Source organism: Tistrella mobilis, from assembly GCF_039634785.1.
Taxonomy (GTDB): domain Bacteria; phylum Pseudomonadota; class Alphaproteobacteria; order Tistrellales; family Tistrellaceae; genus Tistrella; species Tistrella mobilis.
Window position 1 is genome coordinate 268,510 of sequence record NZ_JBBIAB010000008.1, and the last position, 15,903, is coordinate 284,412.

Consider the following 15,903-nt stretch of genomic DNA (forward strand, 5'->3'; position numbering starts at 1 on the left):
CACGAACCGGCACCACGAACAAAAGCGCCCCCATGGGCGGGCACCGGCCCGATGGCCGGGTCACAGGCTGGGAGAACACGGGATATGGCGATCGAACGCACCGACCGCGCGCGGCGGCGGATGACGGCAGGCACCGCTGCGGCGGTCATCACGGCAGCGGTTGCGGTTGCGGCACCGGCCGTGGCATCGGCGGAAGAACTGGTGATCGCGACCTTCGGCGGCTCCTTCGCCGAGGACACCAAAACCTGCCACATCGCGGCTTTCGAGAAGGCGACCGGCGCGACCGTCGCCATGAAGGTCGGCTCGTCCGTGCAGCATGCGGCCGCGATCCGCGCCATGGGCGGGCGCAGCCAGTTCGACGTCGCCTATATGGACGACTCGCTGGCCACCCAGCTCGCCAATGAAAAGCTGCTCTCCGAGATCGACACCGCGAAGCTCGGCAACGCGGCCGATCTGATCCCGGGCGCCATCCCCGACAACAAGCGCTTCGTGGTGTTCATGCTGGGCGCCACCGCGCTTGCCTACAACCCCGAGATGATGCCCGAGCCGCCGACCTCGTGGACCGATCTCGCCGATCCGAAGTGGAAGGGCAAGATCGCGCTGGGCGACGTGACCGGCACCTCGGGCATGCAGTTCCTGCTGGCGATGAACCGGATGCATGGCGGCACGATCGACAATATCGATCCGGGTATCGCCGCGCTGAAGGAACTGGCGCCGTCGGCGGTCACCTTCTACACCCAGGCCGACCAGATCGTGTCGCTGTTCGAGCGCGGCGAGATCGCCATGGCGCCCTGGTATCCCGACCGGGTCGGCTCTGCGGCCGACAAGGGTGTGAAGGTGGCGGTCGCCTATCCGAAGGAAGGTGCGGTCGGCATCCGCCCGACGCTCAGCATCCCCGAAGGGGCCCCCCATGCCGATCTTGCGCATAAGTTCATCGACGTGGTGCTCTCGCCCGAGGGGCAGGCCTGCTTTGCCGAGCGGAAATATGCCGGGCCGGTGAACACGAAGGTCGACCTCAGCGACAAGGTCGCGAAGATCGTGCCGACGGGCGAGGCCCGCGACAATCTCTGGTTCCCCGATCCGCAGACGGTCGCGAGCAACATGCCCGACTGGATCCGGCGCTGGCAGCGCGAAGTCACCCGCTGATCCACCCCATGCACCGCCGCGCTGACACCTCCCCTCCCTTCGGGTCGGCGCGGCGGTCCTGAACGGCGGCAGGGACGGGGGCTCTCCCCTCCCTGGCCCCCCGGACGCCTGTCTCCCCCCTTGCGGGCGCCCCCTGCCGCCGTTTCTTCCCTGTTTTCAGGTTTTTCGCTTCAGACCGTTCTCTTCGCCGGCTGCCCCGCCGGCCGGTGCGCGCCTGCGCCGACCGGCCGGAACGGGAAAGCTCTGGCATCGAGGCGCAAACCGACTGCCCTGGATGGACCACCGCCGATGGCCAAGCTGACGATTGACCGACTGCACAAGCGCTATGGCGACACCGAGGTGGTGCGCGACGTTTCCATCACCGTCGCCGACGGCGAATTCGTCTCGCTGCTCGGGCCCTCGGGCTGCGGCAAGACCACGATCCTGCGCATGGTCGCCGGGCTGATCGAGCCCAGCGCCGGGCGGATCCTGGCCGGCGAGGAAGAGATCACCCGCCTGCCGCCGCACCGGCGTCGGATCGGGCTGGTCTTCCAGTCCTATGCCCTGTTCCCGCATCTGACGGTGGCCGAGAACGTCGCCTTCGGCCTGAAGCGACAGGGCGTGCGCGGCGCCGAGCTGGCCGCGCGGGTGAAAGAGGCACTGGCCCTGGTCCGGCTCGACCATCTGGCCGACCGCTACCCCCGCCAGATGTCGGGCGGGCAGCAGCAGCGGGTGGCGATTGCGCGGGCGGTGGCGCCGCGGCCGCGGATGATGCTGTTCGACGAACCGCTCTCCAATCTGGATGCCCAGCTGCGCGACGAAATGCAGATCGAGCTGAAGCGCCTGCAGGGCCGGCTCGGCATCACCAGCCTGTTCGTGACCCATGATCAGGCCGAGGCCCTGTCGCTGTCGGACCGGGTCTGCGTGCTGGCCCATGGCGTGATCCAGCAGTTCGATGCGCCCGAGGCGATCTATGCCCGGCCGGCCAATGGTTTCGTCGCCAGCTTCATCGGCCGGCCCAACCGGCTTCAGGGCCGGGTGGAGACGGCGGGGCCGGCGGGCCGGGTGCGGATCGGCTCCGATCTCACCCTCGCCGCCGCCGATCCGCAGGTCGCGGCAGGCGGTGCGGCCGAGATCATCATCCGGCAGGAAGCGATCCGGCTTCTGGCGCCCGAGGCGGATGCCCCGCATGCGGTGGCGGGCGAAATCGCCTTCCGCTCCTTCACCGGCGCCCGGGTGCAGTATGTGGTGAAGCTGGCGGGCGGGGTGGAGATGATCGCCGAAACGTCTTCCGCCGGCCCCGGCGCCGATCTGGCCCCGGGCGCCGCCGTCCGGCTGGCCATCGATCCCGGCCAGGTGTTTGCGATGCCGGCGGGAGGTGCCGCATGATCATGCGCCGCCGCACCGGGCTGGGGCTGGTCTCGCCGCTGATGCTGGTGCTGATCGCGTGCTTCCTGGCACCGGTCATCCTGATGCTGCCGACCAGTTTCCGCGAATACCTGCCGGGCATGGGCATCACCCCCGGCAGCTGGACCCTCGACAACTACGCCCAGATCGTCACCGACGACTATTACCGCGAGGTGGTCTGGCGGACCTTCGGCCTGGGTTTGCTGGTCACCGCCATCGCGCTGGTCATCGGCTATCCGCTGGCGCTGATGATCGCCCGCGGCCCGGCGCGCTGGCGGGTGCCGCTGACGCTGGCGGTGATCTTCCCGATGATGCTGAACCTGGTGGTGCGCTCCTTCGGCTGGATCGCGCTGCTCGCCAATCGCGGCCTGCTCAACAACCTGCTGATCGATCTCGGCCTGATCGACACGCCGTTCAAGCTCATGTTCAACATGACCGGCGTGGTCATCGGCCTGGTCCATATCTACCTGCCCTTCATGGTGCTGATGCTGGTGGCCGCCATCCAGGCGGTGCCGCGCGATGTGGAGGCGGCGGCCGCCACCCTCGGCGCCGGGCGGATCCGGACCTTCTTCATGGTCACCCTGCCGCTGACCGCCTCGGGCATCCTGGCCGGCTCCATCCTGGTCTTCGTGCTCACCATCAGCGCCCTGGTCACCCCGCGCATGCTCGGCGGTGCCACCTATCGGGTGCTGGCCACGGTCATCTACGACGAATACATGCAGCTTCTGAACTGGCCGGGCGGGTCGGCACTCGCCTTCGCGCTCACCGTCACCGCGCTGGTGGTGGTGTGGATCTCGGGCCGGCTCGCGAAGCGCTGGGGAGGTCTCGCATGACGCTCGCACCCGGACGCGCCGTGGCGGTCACCGCCGTGCTGGTGGTGATTTTCCTGCAATTGCCGGTGGTGGTGACGGTGCTGGCCGCCTTCAGCAGCACCTCCTATCTCACCATCCCGCCCCAGGGGCTCACACTCGGCTGGTTCGCCAAGGTGTTGAGCGACCCGGATTATCTGAGCGCCATCTGGCTGAGCCTGCTGCTGGCCGTGGTCTCGACCACCATCTCGCTGGTGCTGGGCGTCGCCGCCGCCTGGGCGTTGCATGCCAAGGCCCTGCCGGGGTCCGAGGCCATCGCCTCCTTCCTGATGGCGCCGCTGGTCTTTCCCTCGGTCGTGATCGGCGTCGCCCTGCTGCAATATGTCAGCCTGCTCCGGCTCTATGGCGGCACCGGCGTGCTGATCGCCGCCCATGTGGTGATCACCGTGCCCTATATCGTCCGCGCCGCTCTCTCCAGCCTGGGTGGCATCGACCGCTCGCTCGACGAGGCGGCGCGGGTGCTGGGTGCTACCGGCTTCGAAGCCTTCCGCCTGGTCACCCTGCCGCTGATCCGCCCGGGGCTGATCGCCGGCGCGCTCTTCGCGCTCGTCACCTCCCTCGACAACGTGCCGGTCACGATCTTCCTGCTCGGCCCCGGCCAGCAGACCCTGCCGGTGCTGATCTTCTCCTCGGTCGAACACGGCGTCGACCCCAGCGTCGCCGCGGTCTCCACCCTCATGATCGTGCTGACCGGGCTGATCCTGTTCGTCGCCGAACGCCGCACCGGTTTCCACAAATTCGTGTGAGGGGAGGGAGTCTTTTTTAGTCCCTCGCCGGGCGGGCGCTTCCGCGCCCTTGGCCGCCGCCTCAATGGCGGCTGGGAGCCTGGTCAACCCACGCCGGGCGGGTGCTTCCGCGCCCTTGGCCGCCGCCGCAATGGCGGCTGGGAGTTCAGCCCAACCTCTGCCCAAGCGGGCGCATCCGCGGTGACGGATGAAACCTTACAGTCGGAACGCTGCATCCCATGTCCTTCCATCCTGACGGCTTTCCCCTTTTCCTGACCTTCGACCTCGATGCCGAGACCATGTGGACGGCGCGGGATCCGAACAATGCCAACCGGCCGATCCTGATGTCGCAGGGTGCCTATGGCTGGAAGGTCGGCATCTGGCGGATCCTCGACCTGCTCGACCGCTATGGCATCAAGTCGACTTTCTTCGTGCCCGGGCTGGTGATGGAGCAGCGCCCCCAGGTGGTCGAGGCGCTGCTGACCCGCGGCCACGAGATCGCCCATCACAGCTGGAGCCATGCCTGGATCGTCAACCTCACGCCCGAGCAGGAGCGCGAGGAGATGGAGAAGGGCATCGAGATCATCAGGCGGATGACCGGCCGGGCGCCGCGCGGCTGGCGCTCGCCCGCCGCCGAGTTCAGCCCGATCACCATGGATCTGCTGGTCGAGAACGGCTTCGACTATTCCTCGAACTTCTTCGACGACGACAGCCCCTATATCCACAGCCACAAGGGGCAGAAGACGAAGCTGGTCGAGCTGCCCTTCCGCTGGGTGCTGGATGATGCGCCCTTCTTCCAGTACTCGATCATCCTGCCCGGCCGCACCCTCCAGGCGCCCTCGGCGGCGCTCGAAGCCTGGACGCTCGAATTCGACACGCTCTATGCCGAGAACCGGATGATGATGCTGGGCATGCACCCCCAGCTGATCGGCCAGCCCTCGCGGCTCAAGCTGCTCGAAGGCATCATCGAACATGCGCTGAAGCATCCGCGCGTGGTGATCGGCCGCTGTGACGACCTGGTCGATGCCATGCGTCCCGGCCTCGAAGCGGCGGCGTCATGAACCGCAACCGGGATTTCGAAGGCCGGCGGATTCTGATCACCGGCGGGGCCAGCGGCATCGGCCTCGCCACCGCCCGGATGATCGCAGATCGCGGCGGCCGCGCCGCCGTGCTCGATCGCGACCGGGCGGCGCTCGACCGGCTCGACATCACCGGCGTCACCGGCCACCTGGCCGATGTGGCCGAAACCCCCGATGTCGAGGCGGCCGTGGCCGCGGCGGCGGCAGAGATGGGCGGCATCGACGGCGTGGTCTGTGCCGCCGGCATCGACCATCAGGAACCGCTGGACCGGATTACCGATGCCGCCTGGGCGCGCAGCATCGGCGTCAACCTGACATCGCCCATGCTGGTGATGCGCGCGGCCCTGCCGCATCTGGCGGCCGCGGGGGCTGCCTCGGCGGTGTTCATCTCCTCGGCCGCCGGGCTCGTGCCGCTCAAGGGCCGGGCCAGCTATTGCGCCGCCAAGGCCGGTGTCGTGATGCTCGCCAAATCGCTGGCCATGGAGCTGGCGGATCAGGGCGTGCGGGTGAACGCCATCTGCCCCGGCGCCATCGACACGCCGCTCTTCCGCACCTCGTGGGAGCCGACGCCCGACCCGGAAGCGACGCTGGCCGCGATCCGCCGCCGCTATGCGCTGGAACGGATCGGCACGCCCGACGAAATCGCCGCGGCCGTGCTCTGGCTGCTCGGCCCCGAGGCCGGCTATGTCACCGGCGTGGCGCTCGCCGTCGATGGCGGGCGCAGTTTCCACTGACAAGATCCGCGGACAATCAGAGAGAGGCCGGCCATGGCACGGTTTTCGGGCAGAGTGGTGATCGTCACCGGTGCCGCGAACGGCATCGGGGCCGCAACGGTCCGGCGCTTCCTGGGCGAGGGGGCGCGCGTGGTCGGGGTCGATCTGGATGATGTCGGGCTGGCCGCGGTCTTCGATGGCGCCGGCACTGACGGGATGGCGGTTGCCGGCGACTGCACCGACCCCGCCGTGCTCGGCCGCGCCTATATGCAGGCGGTCGACCGCTTCGGCCCGATCGACGTGCTGTTCAACAATGTCGGCCAGAGCGCCCGCGAGCGTGCCGGCCCCTTCCATGCCTCGGAAGAGGGCACCTGGCGCTTCGTGATGGAAATCAGCCTGATGACCACGCTCCGCATGACCCGGCTGGTGTTGCCGGAAATGCGCAGCCGCGGCACTGGCCGGATCATCAACATGTCGAGCGACGGCGCCTTCGCCGGCGATGCCGGCATCGTCGACTATGCCGCCGCCAAGATGGGCGTGATCGGCTTCACCCGCGCCCTGGCGCGCGAGAATGCCGGCCTCGGCATCACCGTCAATGCCGTCGCCCCCGGCGCCATCGCCACCCGCGCCCACGACCGGCTGACGCCCGATGTGGTGGACCGGATCAAGGCCCAGACCCCGGCAGGCTTCGTGGGCGTGCCCGAAGACGTCGCCGGCGTGGTCGCCTTCCTCGCCAGCGACGATGCCCGCTACGTCACCGGCCAGACCCTGCTGATCGATGGCGGCCGCTGGATGATCTGACCCGGCGAGGTATGCCGTCCGGCGCCGCCGTCTCCGGTCGAAGGTGGATTCCCGCCTCCGCGGGAATGACAATAACATATTGTTTTGAAAGAAGATGATGTCATCCCCGCGCAGGCGGGGATCCACCTTTCTTCTTCGATGAGCCGAACACGAGGACCGCCCCCATGACCACCGACATCACCGGCCTCTCCGCCCGCGATCTTGCCCGTCTGATCCGCCGCCGCGAGGTCTCGGCGGTGGAGGCGACCGAGGCGGTGCTCGCCCGGATCGAAGACCGTGCGGACCTCAACGCCTTCATCACCGTCTGCGCCGACGAGGCCCGCGCCGAGGCCCGCGCCGCCGATGATCGCGTGCGGGCGGCCGAAGATCCCGACACCCTGCCGCCGCTGCTGGGCGTGCCCTATTCGGTCAAGGATCTGACGCTGACCCGGGGGGTGCGCACCACCATGGGTTCGGCCATCTTCCGCGATTTCGTGCCCGCCGAAGACGCCGTCGCCGTCGCCCGCGCCCGCGCCGCCGGCGCGGTGCTGGTCGGCAAGACCACCACCCCCGAATTCGGCCACAAACAGGCCGCCGACGCGCCGATCTTCGGCCGCACCCTGAACCCGATCGACCCGAAGGTCACCTGCGGCGCCTCCAGCGCCGGCGCCGCGGTCGCGGTCGCGGCCGGCATGGGGCCGATCGCGCTCGGCACCGATGGCGGCGGCTCGATCCGCATCCCGGCCGCCTGCTGCGGCATCGTCGGCCTGAAGGCCACCCTCGGCCGCATCCCGCATCTGCAACTGCCCGACCTGATCGCCGCCAATTCCTTCGTCGGCCCCATGGCGCGCGACGTCGCCGACACCGTTTTGCTGTTCGATGCCATCCAGGGCTTCGATACCCGCGACCCCTGGGGCCAGGGTGCCCTGCCGCCCGAACGCCGCGCCACCACGCTCGATGGCCTGCGGGTCGCCTATCTGCGCAGCTGCGGCACCCGGGTCGATCCGCGCGTGCTCACCGCCACCGACGCCGCCATCGCCCGCATGATCGAGGCCGGCGCCCGCGTCCACGAGATCGAGATCGATTTCGCCGCGGAAGAGCGCCACTTCCTGGTCATCCTGCAATCCGGCCTCGCCGCCCGCGTCGGCCCTGAGCTCGCCCGCTTCCGCGACCAGCTTGACCCCTCGCTGGTGATGACCATCGAGAAAGGCCTCACCCACTCGGCCGTCGACCTCTCCGCCGCCGCCGCCGCCCGCACCGCGCTCTTCGGTCGCCTCCAGGCCGAACTCGCCCGCGCCGACGTCATCATCTCCCCCACCCTGACGGCACCGCCGCTGCCGGTCGACCAGGACCCCAACGGCATCGTCACCATCGCCGGCGAACCCGCCGGCACCATCCGCGGCGCCTGGTACCCCTACACCTTCCCCCTCAACCTCACCGGCCACCCGGCCCTCTCCATGCCCTGCGGCACCACCCCCGATGACGGCCTGCCCCTCGCGCTCCAGATCATCGGCCGCTGGCACGACGACCGCTACATCCTGGACATCGCCGGACTGGTAGAGTCGGCGCTCGGCTGACGGACAGACCGGCGCCCCGGCTCCGCAAGACCAGGGCTGCCGCCCTGGACCCGCCCGGAGGCAGGGCCTCCAGACCTCCGGATTTCGCTCCGCCCGCAAATATCATCCGCTTGCCTGAAAACGTCAGACTCCACCCTGTAAAATAAGTGCACAAACTCTCCACAGTCATCCCGGCGAAGGCCGGGATCCAGGTAGGCCTCCATCCGAATGAACAAGAAATACCTGGCGCACCGGTCATATCACGCGCCCAGTCAGCCATGACCTGAGCCCGCATATCCCGTATCCTTTACGCAAACACGAGCCCGGCCATCGGCCTGTCGGACAACGCCCTGCACAATAAAAGCCGGCCCCTGTCTTTCCGGCTGCCACAGCCCCGATAGCCACCCCGCCTCACCCGCGAACCCCAAGCTCCCGTAAAAAACCCGGGAGGTTCGCGGGAAAAATTCTCCTGATCTTTCACGGCATTAAATTCCACATGCGTGAATAGTTCATACGATAGAATATCCCCAAACAGAGGTTCGCGCGGACCGCCTTTTTCCGGTCCCCGATTCAGGCTATTAAGAGGGGGTGGGTCGCACCCTTGCGGGTGCGTGGATTGAAACAAGCTGCGGTCGGGTCGCCGACTGACGGGGTGAGTCGCACCCTTGCGGGTGCGTGGATTGAAACAGTAGGCGCTGATGATAATAAACAGTGCCGTACCGTCGCACCCTTGCGGGTGCGTGGATTGAAACGCATAATGGCATGGCTGGCTTATGCCCTCGCGGTCGCACCCTTGCGGGTGCGTGGATTGAAACACCAGCAAGATTTTCGCCGCGTCGATTGTTTTCGGTCGCACCCTTGCGGGTGCGTGGATTGAAACGCGGACGTCACCCGGGTCGGCCCTGATCTCGTCGTCGCACCCTTGCGGGTGCGTGGATTGAAACGACACGGGATCCAGCAAGGCGGTCACAGCCGGCGTCGCACCCTTGCGGGTGCGTGGATTGAAACCAGAAACTTAGCTCCATCGTCAAAAGCTTTAAACGTCGCACCCTTGCGGGTGCGTGGATTGAAACGGGATCAATTTCGCCACGATCGATACGCCGAAGGTCGCACCCTTGCGGGTGCGTGGATTGAAACAGTGACCCGGTCGCGCCCGTAGAACTGCGCCACCGTCGCACCCTTGCGGGTGCGTGGATTGAAACCTGCGGTCGCTGCTGGTCGAGTTGGGCGCCCAGCGTCGCACCCTTGCGGGTGCGTGGATTGAAACCCTACGTCCCCGCAGCGGCGATGCCCGCATAACCGTCGCACCCTTGCGGGTGCGTGGATTGAAACCAGCAGATCCGTCTTGCCGCTGAGCCTCTTGCGTCGCACCCTTGCGGGTGCGTGGATTGAAACCGCCGCGAGTCGCGGGATAATTGCATTGCCGTAGGTCGCACCCTTGCGGGTGCGTGGATTGAAACCGCCGCGAGTCGCGGGATAATTGCATTGCCGTAGGTCGCACCCTTGCGGGTGCGTGGATTGAAACTGTGCTGGAGATAGGTCATGCCATGGCGAATTAAGGTCGCACCCTTGCGGGTGCGTGGATTGAAACACGTGACCGGCTCGCCATCCTTGTCCGGATACAGTCGCACCCTTGCGGGTGCGTGGATTGAAACCAAGCTAATTAACGCGTTGTCGAACCGCGTAAGTCGCACCCTTGCGGGTGCGTGGATTGAAACGTCATTGCTGCAGCCGCACAAGAAGGCGCCGCTAAGGTCGCACCCTTGCGGGTGCGTGGATTGAAACATCCGGCCTGCCCTCCGAAATACATCGCGGCCCGGTCGCACCCTTGCGGGTGCGTGGATTGAAACCCGATGCTATCCAGCAGCTGATCTCTCGCGCCCACGTCGCACCCTTGCGGGTGCGTGGATTGAAACAGCGAGGAGTGCGGGCGGTTGTTGTAGTCCTCAAGTCGCACCCTTGCGGGTGCGTGGATTGAAACCCTGCACCCGTAGGCACGGACGATTTCCCCCTCGGTCGCACCCTTGCGGGTGCGCGGATTGAAACGGGAACAAGGAGCCGAGCAACTACGCAGCGTGGGTCGCACCCTTGCGGGTGCGTGGATTGAAACCGTCGCCTGTTTCCCAGCCGCCGTTGTGGCCGCCTCAATCGGCCGCCAGCCGAAGCGTGGTCAGATACCGCAGCAGATGCCGCGCGCCCTCGGCCGCGAGGCGCAGATGCCGGGCCCGGGCGTCTTCATCCAGCTCCGGATCGTCGGCGATCGAGACATGCAGCCCCACCAGCCAGGCCTGAAACGCGGCCCCTGACACCGACCCCGCCGTCACCCCGACTGCCCGCGCCATCACGGCATTGCGCAGCGCATCCAGCGCCAGCGCCAACCCCGGCTCCGCGGTCACATCGACCCAGCCGCCGGCGATCTGGTCGTCCAGGATTGCCCAATCGGTGGCGAGGGTAGAGACGGGGCAGGGGCCGGCCGGCCGCGCGGCCTCCGTCTCCGGTTCAGGTCTTTCTTCCGCCACGGTCATCTCCCTGCACTCCAAAAAACCTCACTTCACCCTGCTCCACCCCGGGGAAAGCAGCGGCTCACGCTAATTTGAGGACTATAGTCCGTGGTTTTATGATCCTCAAGACCACTAGCCTCGGGCATGCATCCGCTCGAACGCGTCGCCCGAAACCTCCGCCGCCTGCGCGTCCTCCGGGGCCTCTCGCAAGAGGCTCTGGCGGTGGATGCAGGTGTTGATCGCAGTTATGTGAGCAGGTTGGAGCGCAACCTTGAGAACCCTACTGTAGCGGTGCTCGATCGGTTGGCGGGGGCGTTGGGATGTGATGTCCAAGCCTTCCTTGAAATCCCAGAGGAATTTGATGTGAGTGAGCTTCCGAAGGGAAGAAAAAAGAAATAATCATATATCATCTAAATTAAATAAATTCTTTTAGGCTTCTTTCGAAATCGTCAACTCAGGCGATATTTTGGATCGCGGTACATAAGCCAAACCGGCAAAGAGAGCAGCCGTTTCCGGAAATGGAGGGCGATACTGATGTTAAAACGAGTATGCCCTTCGATAAGAAGGAATTCCTTTGGATAGATAGAATCGAAATTTGGATCAATTAAATGCCCATCCCGATTATCCAATACGATTAACGCAACGGGAGGGTGGCCATGCTCGAGCATGAACTGCGCGGTTTTGTTGGATTTATTTTTAAGAACGAATTCACCTTGCAATCGACATGCCTCGTTGCTCTCGTTATATCCGGACTCTCGGGACCTGATCGAAGATAGTGTATCGAGCGGCCATGCTGTCCTCTCGTAGGAGTACTCCCATGATTTTAGATGGTTAAAAGGTGAGTGGCCCCAATGTTCGTGTATCCAATATTGAGCCACTTCTTCCGGGACGTTCTTGAAGAAATTCCGTGCGCGTGCCCACCAGACATCAAATGGAGTTGCTACGCATCCCCATTCATCAAAGTCAGGAGCAAGATGCTCTGGGTAACAATCCACGGATGTTACTTCTCATGAAGGATATCAGGGCAATGCTTGAGGACTGACGGATTCCGGGCAGAGGGGCAGGTGCCTCCCCCTTCAATCCGGCCACCGCTTATGCACCCAGAACCACAGATCCGGCCGTTCGCGGATCCAGCCTTCCAGGCGGGCATTGACCAGCCGTGTCAGGCGTTCCGCGGCCTGGTCCGGGGTTTCGCCGGGTTCCGGGGTCGGGTCGATCGGCGGGTCGATGGTGATGCGGAAGCGGGGGCCGCCCAGGCGTTCGACATGGGCGGTGATCAGGGGGGCGTTGAAGCGCACCGCGAATTCGCCATGGGCCGTGGTGGTCATCGCGTCGCGGCCGAAGAAGGGCAGCGGCGTGCCGGTGTTGAGTTTCTGGTCGATCAGCATCGCCAGATGACCGCCGGCCTTCAGGCGTTTCATGATCTCGCGGGCGGCTTTGGCGCCCTTGGGCAGGAAATCGGTGGCGCCGCCGGCGCGGCGGCGGGAATGCTGGATCAGCTTTTCGATTTCGGTGTCGTTGGCCTGGCGATAGACCTGGGTGAGGGCGATGCCCGACTGGGTGGCGGCAAGCGAGGCCAGTTCCCAATTGCCGTAATGGCCCGAGACGAAGATGCCCGGCCGGCCGTCGTCGCGGGCGGCCAGCGCGTGTTCGTGGCCGATCACCTCCACCCGGGCGGGGTCGCCGCCGGTGCAGTCGAAACGGTCGAGATGGGCGATCTCGAAGGCGGTGCGGCCGAGATTGTCCCACATGGCGCGGAGGATGCGCTCGATCTCGTCGGGGCCGAGCTCGGGAAAGGCACGGGCGAGGTTGCGGCGGGCGATCCGGCTGACCTTGATCCGCGGGCCGATGCTGCGCGCCAGCCAGCCGCCGAAGGCCGAGGCGCGTTCCAGGCCGAGCAGCCGGGCGAGGCCGAAGGCCAGGCGGCCTGACAGGCTCTCCAGCCGCCGACGGAAGGTCATCGGCGGCGTTTCGGGGACGGAAGGGGTGTCGGAAGTCATCTGCGGCGCCCGGTGCCGTCCTCGTGTCCGGTGCCGTCCTCATGCCCGGCCCGGCCGTCGATCAGCCGCGACAGCCCGGCCGGCGTGGCGGGTTCCGGCCGGCGCGGGTCGATGCGGTCCAGCAGCCGGTCCAGCGGGTCGGCATCCAGCCATTCCAGGCTGATGGTCAGGTGGTCGACCAGGTCGCGCGCCTCGGGCGGCAGGCGGACCAGATCCTTCTCGGTCGTCACCAGCACCGCATCCATGCGATGGGCCACCTCCACCAGCCGGGCGATCTCGTCCGGATCATAGGGGTGATGGTCGGGGAAGGACCAGCTGCCGGCGATGCGGCAGCCGATGGTGCGCAGCGTGTCGAAGAATTTCTCGGGCCGGCCGATGCCGGCGAAGGCCACGACCTTGCGGTTGCGCAGCCGCCGGGTTTCAGGGCCCGGCACGGTCACGGCGCGCAGCACCGGGCGTTCGAAGGGCAGGGCCGCGGCGACGTCGATCGTGTCCTCGCCCACCACCACCACGCCGTCGGCGCGGGCCAGGCCCCGGGCCAGCGGTTCGCGCATCGGCCCGGCCGGGATCACCCGGCCATTACCGAAACCATAGCCGCCGTCCACCACGATCAGCGACAGGTCTTTCTCGATCGACGGGTTCTGGAAGCCGTCATCCAGGATCACGACATCGGCCCCGGCCGCGGCCGCGGCGCGTGCGCCCGCCGCCCGGTCGCGGGCAACCCAGGTCGGCAGGCGGCGGGCGATCAGCAGCGCCTCGTCGCCCACCTGCTCGGCGCGATGGGCGATGGGGTCGACCAGCACGGGGCCCTTCACACTGCCGCCATAGCCGCGCAGCACCACATGGGGCCTGCGGCCGCGTTCACGCAGCCGGGCGGCGATGGCAAGTGCGGTCGGGGTCTTGCCGGCGCCGCCGGCGGTCAGATTGCCGACACAGAGCACCGGCACGCCGGCACGGGCCGGCCGGGCCAGCAGCCGGCGCAGCGCGCCCGCCGCCCGGAAGACGAGCGACAGCGGTGCCAGCGCCCAGAGCAGCGGGCGCTCCACCGGTTTCGCCTGACGTCCCCAGAATTCCGGTGCCTTCACGACGGATCTCCCGATGCCTCATCCGCCCCCAGAAGCGGTTCCAGCGCGGCCGCGATGGCCTCCACCGCGGCACGTCCCTCTTCGGCTACCCGGGCGCCGGCCCGGGCCAGTCTCTCGCACGCCGCCGGATCGTCGAGCAGCCGCCCGGCCGTCCGGGCGAGCGCGGCGGCATCCTCGACGATCTCCACGGCCCCGGCTGCCCGGAAGCGGGCGGCCAGGCTCTCGAAATTGCCGAGATGCGGCCCGGTCGTCACGGCGGCGCCGAGGCGCGCGGGTTCGAGCAGATTATGCCCGCCGACCGGGACAAGCGAGCCTCCGATAAAGGTGAGGGGGATTGCGCGAAAAAAAAGACCCAGTTCGCCGAGCGTGTCGGCAAGGTAGACCTGCGTCTGCCCGCCAGGCGGTTCGCCTGCGGCCCGCCGCGCCACCCGAAGCCCCGCCGCACGGATCTCGTCGGCGATGGCCGGGCCGCGTTCGGGGTGGCGGGGGACGATCACGGTCAGCAGCTCGGGGCGGGTCGCGCGCATCGCCCGGTCGGCCACCAGGATCTGCGTCTCTTCGCCCGGATGGGTGCTGGCGGCGAGCCAGACCGGCCGCGCGCCGATCGCGGCCTTGAACGCTGCGACTGCCGCCGGATCCGCGGGCAGCGGCTCGGCCGCATCCTTAAGGTTGCCCGGGGCCGGCACCGGCCGGTCGAGCACGGCCGAAAACCGGGCGGCGCTGTCGTCATCCTGGGCGAGCAGCGGCCGGAAGCCGCCGATCAGCCGGGCGGCGAGGCCGGGCAGCTTCGCCCAGCGCCGGGCAGAGGTCGCCGACATCCGGGCATTGACCAGGGCGCGCGGAATGCGCCGCCGGTCCAGCCCGTCGATCAGATTGGGCCAGATCTCGCTTTCGACGAAGACCGCGGCATCCGGGCGCCAGTGATCCAGGAAGCCGTCGACCGCCACGGGCAGGTCGACCGGGGCGAACTGATGCAGGGCGCCGACGCCCCCCCCGGCGTCCGTCAGCCGGCTTTCCATCAACCGGGCCGAGGTGACGGTGCCGGTGGTGACCAGCACCGTGGTCGCGGGCGCCATCGCCTTCAGCCGCGCGATCAGCGGCAGCAGCGACAGGCTTTCGCCGACACTCGCGCCATGCAGCCAGACCAGCCGCCCGGCCGGGCGGGCAAGGCCGGGGCGCCCCAGACGTTCCGGCCAGCGGGTGTCGTGCTCGCGCCCCGCCGCCCGGCGGCGCTCCAGATGGCGCTTCACCAGCGGCGTGCCTAGCCGGGCGAGGCCGCGATAGAGGCCGAGAGCCAGACCTGCCGTACTGATCGATCCCGCCCCGCTCATCGATCCGCCGCCGCCTGTTCGGCATCCAGCGGCGGCGGCAGCTCCAGCGGCGCATGGCCGGTGGCGCGGTCCGCCTCGGCGGTGATGCGGTTCAGCTCGTCCTCGATCCGGATCCGGTAGCGGTCCAGCGTCGCGGCATCGGCATCGCGGGGCACATGGATCGGCTCGCCCCAGATGAACACCCCGCGGCTGAACGGCATCGGCACCAGGAACCGGTCCCAGCTGCCCAGCAGTCGCCGCCGACGCATGCCGAAGGTGGCCGGGATGACCGGCACCCCTGAAAGCCGGGCAATCGCCGCGATGCCGCCGCTTGCCCGCTGGCGCGGTCCGCGGGGCCCATCGGGGGTGACGCCGGCATATTCGCCGGCGCGGATCGCCTTCACGATCTGGCGCACCGCCGCCGCTCCGCCTTTCGACGACGAGCCGGCGACCGAGCCCAGGCCGAAATGGGCGATGGTATCGGCGATCAGCCGGCCGTCGCGATGCTGGCTGATCAGCATGTTCATCGGCACGCCCGCCCGCCAGACATGGGGCATCATCAGCAGCCGCCCGTGCCAGAAGGCCAGGATGAAGGGCCGGCCCTCGTCCCAATGGGCGCGGGGGGCGGCATCGCCGCTGACCTGCCAGCGGCCGGTGGCATGGACCAGGCGGATATAGGCGGCGGCGATCCGGCAGGCGAGGCGGCGCGCCCGGTCGCTCTTCAGCCAGCGCTTGACCAGCCCCGCCATCGGC

The 15,903-nt window shown here is 67.7% G+C and carries 15 protein-coding genes and 1 CRISPR repeat array; of the genes, 9 read left to right on the forward strand and 6 right to left on the reverse strand.

The genetic code is table 11. The annotated features are described in order from the left end of the window. Positions 1–84: 84 nt before the first annotated feature. The 8 genes from WI697_RS14250 (at position 85) to WI697_RS14285 (ending at position 8,275) form a co-directional block, all read left to right on the forward strand. Positions 85–1,146 carry an ABC transporter substrate-binding protein gene (locus tag WI697_RS14250; RefSeq protein WP_062768710.1) on the forward strand — a complete coding sequence of 354 codons (1,062 nt, stop codon included), beginning with the start codon at positions 85–87 and terminating at the stop codon, positions 1,144–1,146. A 288-nt stretch (positions 1,147–1,434) separates the two neighbouring features. Continuing rightward, the gene (locus tag WI697_RS14255) at positions 1,435–2,514 is read left to right on the forward strand and encodes an ABC transporter ATP-binding protein (protein WP_345958915.1); all 1,080 of its coding nucleotides are present in this window, start codon (positions 1,435–1,437) and stop codon (positions 2,512–2,514) included. After that, positions 2,511–3,365 carry an ABC transporter permease gene (locus tag WI697_RS14260; RefSeq protein ID WP_014746358.1) on the forward strand — a complete coding sequence of 285 codons (855 nt, stop codon included), beginning with the start codon at positions 2,511–2,513 and terminating at the stop codon, positions 3,363–3,365. Before WI697_RS14255 ends, WI697_RS14260 begins: the two co-directional genes overlap by 4 nt. Continuing rightward, complete coding sequence (locus WI697_RS14265; RefSeq protein ID WP_014746357.1) at positions 3,362–4,147, forward strand: ABC transporter permease; 786 nt, start codon at positions 3,362–3,364, stop codon at positions 4,145–4,147. Before WI697_RS14260 ends, WI697_RS14265 begins: the two co-directional genes overlap by 4 nt. 218 nt (positions 4,148–4,365) lie before the next feature. Then, positions 4,366–5,187 carry a polysaccharide deacetylase family protein gene (locus WI697_RS14270; RefSeq protein WP_345958916.1) on the forward strand — a complete coding sequence of 274 codons (822 nt, stop codon included), beginning with the start codon at positions 4,366–4,368 and terminating at the stop codon, positions 5,185–5,187. Next, the gene (locus tag WI697_RS14275; RefSeq protein WP_345958917.1) at positions 5,184–5,939 is read left to right on the forward strand and encodes an SDR family NAD(P)-dependent oxidoreductase; all 756 of its coding nucleotides are present in this window, start codon (positions 5,184–5,186) and stop codon (positions 5,937–5,939) included. Before WI697_RS14270 ends, WI697_RS14275 begins: the two co-directional genes overlap by 4 nt. 33 nt (positions 5,940–5,972) lie before the next feature. After that, positions 5,973–6,719 carry an SDR family NAD(P)-dependent oxidoreductase gene (locus WI697_RS14280; protein WP_345958918.1) on the forward strand — a complete coding sequence of 249 codons (747 nt, stop codon included), beginning with the start codon at positions 5,973–5,975 and terminating at the stop codon, positions 6,717–6,719. A gap of 164 nt (positions 6,720–6,883) precedes the next feature. Next, positions 6,884–8,275, forward strand: a complete 1,392-nt coding sequence (locus WI697_RS14285) for an amidase (RefSeq protein ID WP_345958919.1) — start codon at positions 6,884–6,886, stop codon at positions 8,273–8,275. A 571-nt stretch (positions 8,276–8,846) separates the two neighbouring features. Then, positions 8,847–10,364: a CRISPR direct-repeat array (repeat unit 31 nt; unit sequence GTCGCACCCTTGCGGGTGCGTGGATTGAAAC). A 34-nt stretch (positions 10,365–10,398) separates the two neighbouring features. On the opposite strand, the gene WI697_RS14290 is transcribed toward WI697_RS14285, so the two are convergent. Further along, a complete protein-coding gene (locus WI697_RS14290) occupies positions 10,399–10,779 on the reverse strand; it encodes a hypothetical protein (protein ID WP_345958920.1) in 381 nt (126 codons plus the stop codon). Between the two features lie 120 nt (positions 10,780–10,899). Here WI697_RS14290 and WI697_RS14295 point away from each other — a divergent pair, with 120 nt between their 5' ends. Further along, entirely contained in the window at positions 10,900–11,154 is a 255-nt protein-coding gene (locus WI697_RS14295; RefSeq protein ID WP_345958921.1) for a helix-turn-helix domain-containing protein, read from the forward strand. Positions 11,155–11,204: 50 nt separating this feature from the next. On the opposite strand, the gene WI697_RS14300 is transcribed toward WI697_RS14295, so the two are convergent. The 5 genes from WI697_RS14300 to WI697_RS14320 all read right to left on the reverse strand — a co-directional run bounded on the left by WI697_RS14300 (position 11,205) and on the right by WI697_RS14320 (position 15,899). Continuing rightward, positions 11,205–11,750, reverse strand: a complete 546-nt coding sequence (locus WI697_RS14300) for a hypothetical protein (protein WP_345958922.1) — start codon at positions 11,748–11,750, stop codon at positions 11,205–11,207. Positions 11,751–11,831: 81 nt separating this feature from the next. Continuing rightward, positions 11,832–12,716 (reverse strand): lysophospholipid acyltransferase family protein, encoded by an 885-nt coding sequence (locus WI697_RS14305; RefSeq protein WP_345958923.1) that lies wholly within the window; start codon positions 12,714–12,716, stop codon positions 11,832–11,834. A 35-nt stretch (positions 12,717–12,751) separates the two neighbouring features. Continuing rightward, positions 12,752–13,840, reverse strand: a complete 1,089-nt coding sequence (gene lpxK / locus WI697_RS14310; RefSeq protein ID WP_062761560.1) for a tetraacyldisaccharide 4'-kinase — start codon at positions 13,838–13,840, stop codon at positions 12,752–12,754. After that, positions 13,837–15,171 carry a 3-deoxy-D-manno-octulosonic acid transferase gene (locus WI697_RS14315; RefSeq protein WP_345958924.1) on the reverse strand — a complete coding sequence of 445 codons (1,335 nt, stop codon included), beginning with the start codon at positions 15,169–15,171 and terminating at the stop codon, positions 13,837–13,839. The genes lpxK and WI697_RS14315 overlap by 4 nt, the downstream gene beginning before the upstream one ends. Next, positions 15,168–15,899, reverse strand: a complete 732-nt coding sequence (locus tag WI697_RS14320) for a lysophospholipid acyltransferase family protein (RefSeq protein ID WP_345958925.1) — start codon at positions 15,897–15,899, stop codon at positions 15,168–15,170. Before WI697_RS14320 ends, WI697_RS14315 begins: the two co-directional genes overlap by 4 nt. Positions 15,900–15,903 lie beyond the last annotated feature (4 nt).